The sequence below is a fragment of the Microcoleus sp. AT3-A2 genome, assembly GCF_036705685.1.
Classification (GTDB): Bacteria; Cyanobacteriota; Cyanobacteriia; order Cyanobacteriales; family Microcoleaceae; genus Microcoleus.
Genome location: NZ_JAUBVF010000038.1, coordinates 1 through 11,601, shown reverse-complemented (window position 1 = coordinate 11,601; position 11,601 = coordinate 1). Strand labels below are relative to the sequence as shown.

At 49.4% G+C, this 11,601-nt stretch carries 7 protein-coding genes; all 7 read right to left on the bottom strand.

Going from position 1 to position 11,601, the window contains the following annotated elements:
• Positions 1-534: tetratricopeptide repeat protein (locus QUB37_RS19625; RefSeq protein WP_333165154.1), on the bottom strand; the 534-nt coding region annotated here is incomplete at its 3' end.
• A gap of 151 nt (positions 535-685) precedes the next feature.
• Positions 686-2,707, bottom strand: coding sequence for a S8 family serine peptidase (locus QUB37_RS19620; RefSeq protein ID WP_333165152.1), 2,022 nt, complete (start codon positions 2,705-2,707; stop codon positions 686-688).
• Positions 2,708-3,438: 731 nt separating this feature from the next.
• Positions 3,439-3,960: a hypothetical protein gene (locus QUB37_RS19615; RefSeq protein ID WP_333165150.1), complete on the bottom strand. Its 522-nt coding sequence runs from the start codon at positions 3,958-3,960 to the stop codon at positions 3,439-3,441.
• A gap of 572 nt (positions 3,961-4,532) precedes the next feature.
• A complete protein-coding gene (locus QUB37_RS19610) occupies positions 4,533-7,586 on the bottom strand; it encodes a tetratricopeptide repeat protein (RefSeq protein ID WP_333165147.1) in 3,054 nt (1,017 codons plus the stop codon).
• Positions 7,587-7,592: 6 nt separating this feature from the next.
• Positions 7,593-8,345 carry a DUF928 domain-containing protein gene (locus tag QUB37_RS19605; RefSeq protein WP_333165145.1) on the bottom strand — a complete coding sequence of 251 codons (753 nt, stop codon included), beginning with the start codon at positions 8,343-8,345 and terminating at the stop codon, positions 7,593-7,595.
• A 222-nt stretch (positions 8,346-8,567) separates the two neighbouring features.
• The gene (locus QUB37_RS19600) at positions 8,568-10,523 is read right to left on the bottom strand and encodes a CHASE2 domain-containing protein (RefSeq protein WP_333165143.1); all 1,956 of its coding nucleotides are present in this window, start codon (positions 10,521-10,523) and stop codon (positions 8,568-8,570) included.
• Complete coding sequence (locus QUB37_RS19595) at positions 10,523-11,194, bottom strand: response regulator transcription factor (protein ID WP_333165140.1); 672 nt, start codon at positions 11,192-11,194, stop codon at positions 10,523-10,525. The genes QUB37_RS19600 and QUB37_RS19595 overlap by 1 nt, the downstream gene beginning before the upstream one ends.
• Positions 11,195-11,601 lie beyond the last annotated feature (407 nt).

The window sequence follows — 11,601 nt, the reverse complement described above, 5'->3', positions numbered from 1 at the left end:
TGCTGTACCTTCCCCTTCGCGGTTTTTAATTTCGCGGGCGACGGCTAAACTGAGCTGTGTATACTCAATGGCTTTGGCCGAGTCGCCCAAAGAGCGGTAAGCGATTCCCAAATTGCCCAGTGCCCAACCTTCTGTCTGGCGGTCTTTAATTTCGCGGGCGATGGTTAAATATTGCTGTGAATACTCGATCGCTTTGGTATAGTCGCCCAGAGAGAGGTAAGCAGCTCCTAAATTGCCCAGTGCCCAACTCTCCCCGTAACGGTATTTAATGGCGCGATAAATTTCCAGTGCCTGTTGCCAGGAATTCAGCGCTGCTCTTAATTGGCTAGTCTTATACTGTTGAATCCCCTGCTGCAACAGCCGATCGCCCTCTGCTTGACGAGCATCGGTAGTTTGAGCGATCGCTGGGAAGAGAGAGTCAGGAGTAGTTAATAGCGGGATAGTAGCAAGCAGGAACAGGGAAATGGAAGCTAGGAAAACATGAGTGAGCCTAGAGTGGGTCGATTTGAGTCGCTTAGATGGGGAATACAGCATAGGATTCTAGAGTTGGAATTTAGAGAATTAGCCCGATCGCTCTTTCTGCCCTCGTCGTGCGATCGCCTCAATCTGCCACAGGCGATCGACCTTCATAGAAGCTTACTCTGCCTCCCCAATCTCGCCGCAGGGATGGGAACTCTAATCTGAATTAGACGACAATTTTAGCGATCGCCCGATCAGCTCGAATCAAACCAGATCCAGTGGCATAGTCAAATCCAACATCAAAACCGGGGGTGTTTGGATCGTCCATATCCAGAGCCGTCTGCTCTAGTGCTCGATTAATTTCCGCAGGAGTTAAGCGGGGATTTGCTTGCAGCATCAAAGCCGCAACTGCCGCTACATGAGGAGCCGCTGCCGATGTGCCCAGAAAGTTGGGGAAACCGTCAGCATCTTGAGGAATGTCTGTGCCAAAGAACGTCGTATTGGTGTTGTCAGGCCCGACGAACTTCGGCTGCGGGCGAAACTCAGGTTTGGGTAAACGATTACCCCTCTCGTCAAACAGAATCGGAGTGCCGCCAGCCGAAGAAAAGTCTTCTAATCTTGCAGGATTTACACCGTAAGCAGGGGTGCCAAAGTAAGGGGCGGCTCCGACTGCTGCAACTCCCCTGGCATTTGCGTTGCCATATATAGTTGAACTATTGGTGTTGTAATTGTTGATTTTGAAGGTAGAGGAACCACTCGCCACGTACTTCATTAAACCGGGAGCAGAACCCGAGCGCTTGGCAATCATGAGATTAAACTGATCCGAGCCAAACGAACCATCATTGCGGAATGTGAAATACTCGATCGGATCTCCTCCCACATTTGACAGTTGGCTGCCAGCCAAGATTTTTTGTTTTGTATTGTCAACCAGGTAAATATCGAGGTCGTTGGTTGAACGATCGAGCGGCGAGTCCCATTGGAATGAGATCGCGAGGGCATCGTTTTTCGCCAGTGTGATGCTTTGATAGAAATCGACCCCGGTTCCTGGATCGAAGTCATGAAGTTCTCCATAATCCGCGAAGAACCCAGCCGACTTGAAATCACTTTGATAGCTATCGCGAGCAAAGTTACCCGCAGCAGTAAAGTAGGAAACACCCTTTTTGACGACCTCATCGATCGCTTGGGCAATGATGCCATCTTGGAACATCGGTTGAGATGCGAAGCGCAGGTCGTCTACAATGATTTGCGCTCCTTGAGCTGCCAATGCGCGAATACCATCAGCCATAGCCTTTTCACTTGCTTTGTAGAATTCTAGCTGGCTGTTAAACTGACCGCTGGCATAGCCTGTATGAAACAACAAATCGGCTCCTGGAGCAACATCGTGAATAAGTTGCAGCATGGCTCTGCCTTCATCGATCGGCGTAGAAAAGTTATTTCCCAAATCTTCTGCCAACACCTTGCCTTTTACGGGCAAGTCACCGCTTGCAATGTCTTGGGCCGCCCCACCCAGCCTGTTGAAACTATTAGATAAAACCCCAATTTTGATGCCCGTGCCGTCTACCCGAAAACCATCGCGCGCGACATCCGATCGCATTGCCCGATCGCCCTGGCTGGTTACTAATCCTGGATTCCCCAAGGTGAGAAAGGCTGCATTGCCGATCGTGCTTGCAAGGGTGTTGTTCAGAATTGCCAGTAGCTCACCGGTCTCGGTGCTGATTAATGTATCGTTGCGATTGTCCCCTGTGCCCTGAGAGATGGTCAACTCATCAAAAGTTAACCCTCCAGCTAAACCGATCCGATCGCGCTCACTCAGGTTGAAGTCAACAATCGTATCAGTTCCTTCCTGTGGTTTCAGCGCAAAGATATCGCGATCGCTCCCACCGATTAAAACATCTCGCCCCGCACCGCCCCAGAGTGTATCGTTGTCAGCATTACCCCAAAGTGTATCGCTGTCACCGTTGCCCAACAGTATATCGTTGCCAGCATAGCCCAAGAGTATATCCTTGCCAGCGTTGCCCCAGAGTGTATCGTTGCCAGTAGTGCCCCGCACGATGTCATCACAGCCCTGTCCAGCCATGGGATCGTCGCCGCCTTGTCCATAGATCGCATCGTTTAAGTGGTTGAATCCTTGAATCTGATTGTTCAGATTGTTCGGGAATGCGATCGGGCTGGCGCTGTTGCTGTCGAGAAGAAGATTGTTTTGAGCGAGGGAAGTAGACAAGGTTATATCTGCAAAATCATTTTTCATGGAAGTTGCTCCAAATTACAAAATTTATTCATGTGAAACTAGACCTGTCTTGGACGCAAGTGTCACAATTAGTAAGGTGCGTCAGATATCAAACCCTCGATCATCGCCCGATAAATTAGTCTGACGCACCCTACAAGTCGATGGTCCCGATGCCCGTTGCATAAGTCCTGTAGACATCACTCTTTCAATCTTGTGTGTGCTTTGTTCCATAGATTGAAAAGCCAGTAATGAGTGAACCGAGTCCAAAAAGGACAAAAATGAATGACGATATGAAATCGTTTGTTCTTCGACTTTCAGGACTATCCCCTATATCAATCCGAGCTTTGACGGGGGAAGAGTCTGGGTCATACAATACTGGAACTGTTTGATTTTCCTTCGCAGACGTGCAACTGTTGGAAAACACAATAGTTTTCCCCCAGTCTGTCTGAAATTTCACGGTTACGTCACAACTAGAAAAACAACCGAGTCCTCCTCCATAACAAGTTGTTTTTTGATTTTTTTTAGTGACGATGCCGTCAGTTCTAACTGCTCTAGCTCGAAAGTCCACTTCGGTTCGATAGCGAGCGGGAATCGTCACATACATCAGTCCAGCTACTGACCATAAAAAACTAGGCGCGAGTATGAAAAAGAATAGCTTTCCCAACCAATCATTGATGTTGCTCTTGTGGTTCTTGGGCGTAGGTCGATTCATTTGATTTCAACTCCTTTCATGAGTTCAAAAGATTGATTAATCAACGCCTTCTTCTTGGCTTCTCCTTCTGTCGGTCATATTCCCTCTGCTGGTTATATTCCAATTCACATTCCCTAGCACTTTTGCCAGCAATATTCTGATAGCGTTGTCTACTTTGAGTTTGGTGGTCAATTCTAGCGGTGAAAGTACCAGATTCAATGATGGTTTTACCGCGTTTTATCTCATAGGAAAAGTGGTTTTCTCCGGGTTGCACCGCTAAAAATCTACCGCTGTGAATTGTGCCAAGAGACACTTTAAATCCTTCCGAAGTTGGAGGTTTATGGTATTCACGATCGGTATGGGGAGAAGGGTTTTTGTCAATCCCAGGAGTGACATTTCGGATCGCAACGCGCAAACCGGGAGCAGGCGGCGTATTGCTGGAAATGAATGTTGCGTGCTCGGAGGCTTCCTCCGTGTGAGTATCGGTGTAAGTCTGAAAATAAGAGAAGTAAAACTGACCGTGACAACTGCCGGAGTCTCCTTCGTAAGTTGTAGAGACCGATACAGTAGTGACTGCACCCACATTGAATTCCTGAGATTGTTTAAATCTGAATCCGATTTGAGGGGTAGGCGATCCGGATTGTGCATGGGTAAGATTGGACATGAGTGGAACACTCAACAGTGAAAATCCAATGACTTTAGAGACCCATTTTGCTTTGGTTGGCAGAATTGATTTGTGTGTTTTCATCGGCTTTATCTTGCAAATATATGTAATAAACAGCGACGTTTAGTAAACAGAAGACTGAATTTATGTAGTACAAAACTATTTTTTAATTCGAGTCTTTCATTACTTGAATATTAAGCAAACCAGATGGGGATTTCACTCGTTCTACCCACAGACCTGATGAAGAGATGGGTGCAATGTTGATTGCGGGAAAGTGCAACTAATGCAAAAATATCTTGCCGCCTGATTAACTTTATTGTAGGGACACGGCTTTATTGTAGGGACACGGCAATGCCTTGTCCCTACGGGGATCGAAAGAAAATTACATGGGGCCCAGAAACGAGTTTTTTTACGAAAATACTACGATCGCCCAACTCTACTGCAACGCACAAACTAACCCTAATCTAATAGAGATCGCCCTTCATAAAAACTTACTCTGCTTCCCCAATTAGAGTAAATGCCGCCCAATCTCGCGGCTTGGGATGGTTTTTCATCGTGGTTAACATTGCTTGCCGCAATGCCTGTGCTTTGTCGGGATTATTTTGCAAGTTTTGATAAAATGCCTGCATCAATTCGGATGTCGGCGCATCGGGAACCGCCCATAAAGAAACAATCACACTCGGCACTCCTGCCGAAATCAAAGCGCGCGACAAGCCTGTCACCCCATCCCCGGTAATTTTGCCTTCTCCAGTATTGCAGGCACTCAGTACGACTAAGTTTGCTTGCAGTTTCATATCTAGAATTTCTGCTGCGGTTAGCCAACCGTTGTCGCTACCAGAGGGAGCCAGGGCGATCGCACTTCCCAATCCCCACGAATCATCCAGCAATCCATGTGTTGCCAGATGAATAATCGAGGCCTGGGGCATTTTTTGAACGATCGCAGCTTTTGTACCTTGAGCGCCTGTGATGGCTTGAGTGTTCAGCAGACCCGCGATCGCTCTGGCTTCCGTTTCGGCTCCGGGGAGTCGCGGTAAGACTTGTTGAGGCGCTCCGGGATAGGAAGGCACATTCGGCATCATGGGATTGCCCAATACTAGAGCCCTGCCGCTGTGGGATTGCTTCTGTGCTAATTTCTGTCGTTGTTGCCTGGTTAATGCCAGAACTTGAATCGAGGGGGCAGTGAGAATAGTGTGTTTTTCGATCAAGTAAGTGCCGTTAGCATCTTGGAGAGCGGGGAATGGCACTTGAAAGAGCGATTGTTGAGGAATGAAAATGACGCGGGCATTAGGATCTTTGGGTAGGAGGTAGGCAATGGGCTCGATCAGCAGTTGATGCAGCGTCGGCAAGTCGATTTGGGGGTTGACGAAACCAGTGCTGCGACTGCGAACAGCCAGGAATTCTTGATTGCCAACGATCAAGTTGGCTAGGGAGCGGTTGTGCTTTTGCCAGAGGGGTTTGAGGTCTACCTCACGAAAGGTAATTTCGCCCGTGGGTTGAATCACCCAGATGTAGAGCGCGGATTCCCGCCCTACTTGTTTGCCCTGGATCTCGAAAGTATCGTAGATGATGGAATACTGCACCAAAGTCGCGTTCTGTGCTTTGGCGATTTGGCGAATTTGCTCCTGGTTGGGAGCAGCGGCGATGACCGGATTGGCATCACCTGACGATAAGCGCTGTGTGAGTAGATCGACAAAGGCACGGGCACGTCCCCGTTCGGCAATTTCTAAAGCGGCGATCGGGTTATTCTGAGCCACTCGGACTTGTTGTAAAGTCCGATAAGTGCCAGCTTGTCCTTCAAAGATGGAGACTTGATTCGCATCGTTGGAGCCGAGCAGTTGACGCATCGATTCCCAAACTTGAATCCCATTGAGCAGCATTTTTTCAGCTTCTGTGGAGTTGCCAGCTTTCAAGAGGGCCAATCCAAGGTTGGTGAGCGCTCTACCTTCCCCTAGACGGTCTTTAATTTCCCGTGTGATGGCTAAATATTGCTGTGAATAGTCGATCGCTTTGGCATAGTCACCTAGAGAGCGGTAAGTATTTCCCAAAAGGCCCAGTGCCGTACCTTCCCCTAGACGGTCTTTAATTTCGCGGGCGATGGTTAAATATTGCTGTGAATACTCGATCGCTTTGGCATAGTCCCCTAGAGAGTTGTAAGCCACTCCCAAATTGCCCAGTGCCGTACCTTCCCCTAGACGGTTTTTAATTTCGCGGGCGATGGTTAAATATTGCTGTGAATACTCGATCCCTTTGGCATAGTCGCCTAGGTTGAGGTAAGCGGCTCCCAAAAGGCCCAGTGCATTCCCTTCCCCTCGACGGTCTTTAATTTCGCGGCCGATGGTTAAATATTGCTGTGAATACTCAATCGCTTTGGCATAGTCCCCTAGAGAGCGGTAAGCCGCTCCCAAATAGCCCAGTGCATTCCCTTCCCCAAGGCGGTTTTTAATTTCGCGGGCGATGGTTAAAGTCTGCTGTGCATACTCGATCGCTTTGGCATAGTCGCCTAGAGAGCGGTAAGCGGCTCCCAAATTCCCCAGTGCCCTACCTTCCCCATTGCGGTCTTTAATTTCGCGGGCGATGGTTAAATATTGCTGTGAATACTCGATCCCTTTGGCATAGTCGCCTAGAGAGTTGTAAGCCACTCCCAAATTGCCCAGTGCCGTACCTTCCCCAAGGCGGTCTTTAATTTCGCGGGCAATGGCTAAATGTTGCTGTGAATACTCAATCGCTTTGGCATAGTCACCTAGAGATTGGTAAGCACCTCCCAAATTGCCCAGTGCCGCACCTTCCCCAAGGCGGTTTTTAATTTCGCGGGCGATGGTTAAGAGTTGCTGTGAATACTCGATCACTCTGGCATAGTCGCCTAGATAGAGGTAAGTCGCTCCCAAATTGCCCAGTGCCGCACCTTCCCCTTGGCGGTTTTTGAGGGCGCGGGCGATCGCTAAATATTGCTGTGAATACTCAATCGCTTTGGCATAGTCACCTAGAGAGCGGTAAGCGACTCCCAAACTGCCCAGTGCCGTACCTTCCCCTAGACGGTCTTTAATTTCGCGGGCGATGGCTAACTGTTGCTGTGAATACTCTATCGCTTTGGCATAGTCGCCCAGAGAGTTGTAAGCGTTTCCCAAATTGCCCAATGCCCTACCTTCCCCAAGGCGGTCTTTAATTTCGCCGGCGATGGCTAAATATTGCTGTGAATACTCGATCGCTTTGGCATAGTCACCTAGAGAGCGGTAAGCGACTCCCAAACTGCCCAGTGCCGTACCTTCCCCAAGGCGGTTTTTGAGGGTGCGATAAATTTGGAGTGCCTGTTGCCAGGAGTTCAGCGCTGCTCTTAATTGGCTAGTCTGATACTGTTGGTTGCCCTGCCGCATTAGCCGATCGGCCTCGATTTTACGAGCATCCGTAGTTTGAGCAGCAGCCGGGAGTGGGAAATGGGGAGGAATGTAAAAGCCAACAGACAAAAGGCAAAAGGCGAGGGGAAACAGGAAGCCCGATCGCACTTTACGATTACTGGATTTGAGCAGTTTTAGGGAGAAAGGCTGCATGGGATTTTAGGGTTTGGGTGGCGGGAGTTGGCGCTGTTGTTCGATCGCTCTAATTTGTCGCAATCGATCGCTCCATTCCTTCAAAGGTTCGGCTTCCAAACTAGCAAGAGCATCTAGCAATTCCAGCACAGCCGCTTGGTTTTGAGAAGTCTCAGAGGCTTTGCGCGCTTCGGCGATCGCGTCATACCACAGTCCAGCCTCCGCATACAAGTCGATCCGCTGTTGGGGAGTTTGCGCGGCTGCAAGTTGAGCCTGCAACGACTCCGCAGGCTGCACCACTTGGATTTCTGCCATCGCCACCACATTCATCGAAGAAGCATTCGGATCGCACACCAAAACCACTTGCCACTGATAGGATTGCCCGATCGACAGTTGGGGCAGATTTGGCGGCAGCGAAAACTGCATGATTCCCGGCTGACTCTGCATCTCGGTTTTGTATAGTGGTTGTCCCGTAGAGCTGAACAGGCGGAATTGCAGGGGATGAGAAGTGCGATCGGGTACAAACCAGGTAAAAGTGGGATGCCCAGAAATCGTCTCTCCCACATGGCTAAACGGCACCAAGACAGTCAATCCCGCCGGTGAATTAGCTTCGCAACTGCCGCCGCGAGTGGTATTCGTCCCCGTATCTTTCGGTTTAGAAGGGTTTTGAGGAGGAGTGTATTTTGCCAGCGCTACAGGAGCGAGAGAGAGCGAAACACTCAGCATTAAACTCGCAAGGCCCGCAGAGTAAATGGTTCGACGCTTCAATCCGTGAGTCATCGTCTGAATCCCCTCTGTAACTATTTCTACAGTAATCAACAATACACAAACACAATAGAGGACTGCCCACAAGCTTCGTTTGCGGGAAAGCGCAAAGATATAGCAAGTGTGATATCAATTCCAGTTGGATCGGAATGATTTAACCGCAGAGAACGCAGAGAACACAGAGGAAGAGAAGAGAGAGATGAATGAATAATTCGGATGCTAACTCTGAGGAACCAATTACCAGAACCAGCGCCGTTTGGCTGACCAAGTTAACTCGCACACTGTCCCCCTCGGTACATTTGGGTAGCGCCGAAATGTTCCCCCTAATTGTTTGGCTAAATTGTTTGCCAATTGCGTTCCTAATCCTGAAGGTTGGAGTTTAGAGTTTAGATATTGAGTTGTCTCCCTGTCCCAGTTCGTTTCACCGGAACTCAGCGCTTCTGCGTCAGACGGGTTCCCCTTGGCATTATCCGCCACCCGAATCACCTGCTGATCGCCTTCTTGAGTGCAAATTACGGTCAAGCGAGTAGCTTCGATCGCGTGTTTCCCCACATTGCAGAGCGCTTCTTCCAGAAAGCGGCAGAGTGATCGCTTGTGTTCCAACCGCAGATGCGAGGTGTTCAAAGGATCGAACTGCACAATTTTGAATTTGAGCGTTTTGAGGTAAGGCAGTTCTTGTTCGAGCGTGTTGCAATAGACTTTGTACAACAATTCATGCAATGGAGCCTGCAGGGCCAATTCGATCGCGCTTCCCATGCGAAGATGCGGTTCATCCGTGATCGCATCTCGCTGCACCGATCCGTAAACCGCCCGTAATTCTTCATTCAGGCGTTGCAACTCCGGTAGAAATGGCGGCGGTGTTGCTGGTTCCTGAGCGCTTCTCAAAATCGCCACCAATGTTTGTAAGGGCCCGCTATGAATCGCGTTAAAGGTCTGCTCGATCGCAAATTGACGTTCCTCTAACCGCAGTCGGAGTTCCTGTTCGTGGCGATAAAATAACGCTGCCGTCAACCCAGCCCCATTCAACACGAGTACGAGCAATACAGGTACGATTGGCACCCACCATCCCAAAAGAATGAGCCAGTAACAGAGCGCGATCGGGCTAATACTAGCGATTAAGAGCCCGATCAAAATTTTCCAGGGCGATCGCAGAAATCGTCCCAAACTCATCCCCAAGAGTCCCCAGACCGCAATCCAGAGCGTTTCCCAGCCCTCACCCCAAACCTGAAGCAACGCTCGGCGATCAAGCACCGCGCTAATCATCTGGCTGGTTTCGTGGGCCTGCATTTCGACTCCGTAAATCCGTCCGGGATTGATGCCTGCGAGCGCACCTGAACTTGCCTGATCCTTCGCGCTAAAAGACATCATCCCAATCAGCACAATTTTGCCTCGAATCCAATCCGGGTTGACCTGTCCCGATTTGATTTGCGACAGAGAAAGCACGCGAAACGGCATTGTCCCGCTGCGAACATTCAGCAAAATCTGGTTGCCACCAGCATCCGCCCCCACATATCCGCCAGAGTTTGACTGCACTCTGGTAAATTCAATGCTGCCAAAGCGCTTAGCCTCTGGGTCGCGAATTCCATTACCTAGCTTAATTCCTCGGGTTGCTAAATAGAGTTCTGCCAGCCGGATCGCGAAGGAAAAACGGTATTCCTGCTGGGGATTGTGAGCGCCCAATAAACTGCGGCGCTGGTAGCCATCTGCATCGAATACGAAATCTGCAAAGCCAACCTGTTCGGGTGGCAGGGCGGGCGGAGGTGCGACGGTAAAGCCACTGCGATCGGGCAGGGCAATCTCCACTCCGATGGTATTCTTGCTGCTGCGAAACACCGATGTTAGTTCAGCATTACCCGGCTCAACCGGAATATCGCGGACAATATCCAGCCCGATCGCAGTCGGTTGATAGGCCTGCAACCGTTTAAGCAAATCGGCAATTTCGCGATCTGGAATCGGATAAGTTCTGGCGCGTTGAATATCCTCCTCAGTGATGCCGACAATTACAATCCGTTCATCCATTGGCTCAGGGGGACGCAGCCGCAGAAATCGATCGAACGTCACCAACTCCAAAAACTGAAGCGCACCCGTCAATCGAGCGATCGTCACACCGGCAATCACCATCACCCCTGGAAGCGCTCCTCGCCCCCAAGTCGTGACACCCGCTTTCACTGCTTGCCATTGATCACGCTTCACTAATCAATCAATCCTTCTTCCCTAGCTCGCACTTCCGTTTGAATCCGCAGATTCTTATCATCCTCAGGATACACCTCTAGCACATCTCGAATCTTAGTCCAGTAATACTGCACAGTGCGTTCAGAAACATTCATCCGTTTGGCGATCGCAGTATCCTGCAAGCTCTCTTGAAAAGCAAATTGCAACACCTGCATCCAGGCGGGTTTGAGTTGCAGCCCGTTGCGGATCTCTCTGGGTGTATAAATCCGCTCGTGCAGCGCCCAATCAACCATTGCCAGCAAGTCTTTCATGGGCTGACTCTTATCAACAACCGTGAATCCGCCCATGTGATTGTCGATCGACGGTTTCAGCCAAACTAAAGTCCGAACATGGGCACTCTGCACCACAATATTCAGACTCGGATACTTATCCATCAACGTTTTGAGAAGTTGAAGCCCTGAATTTGCTTGCGCCGTTTCGCCGCTCGTCTGTGGCATCACCAGATCCACAATCACCAAATCCGGGGTCCTCTGCGCTATTTGCTCAAGGGCTGCCTGAGCAGTCGGAGCCGTCAGAATGTCTGCCTCTGGATATTCTTGCTTCAGAATGTTAAGCGTGCCACCTAACACCATCGCATGGTCATCCACAACTAAAAATGTTCGTTTCTGCGGTTGAGGTAAAGTCTGGGGCATAGTTGATTAGTTGCCACACAACATCGTCAGTTTAGGTAATCGTCAACCCATTTTAGATTTGGAATTTACGATTTTCGATTTGTGACCTAGTTGAAACTAGGGGCTTTAAACCGCTGAAACTCTCATTCAAAATCCCAAATCCCAAATCTAAAATCGTCTCGGTCATCTTCTTACAATAGAGGAATTACCTGGCTCCCGTCCTGCATCTGTCCGCCAACTGTGGTTGTGGATCTCCGCAACGAGAATTGCACTAAAGCGCAGTTCTATTATAATCTAGGTTTCCAAGCAAGAATAAAGATAATTTTATGACAGCCGAAGGTTCATATAAAGCCATTACTCACAAGTTAAGCTAAAAGCACTATTGTCAATGAGTAATTTTACTCATCTTTTACCTGTTGACCCAATTA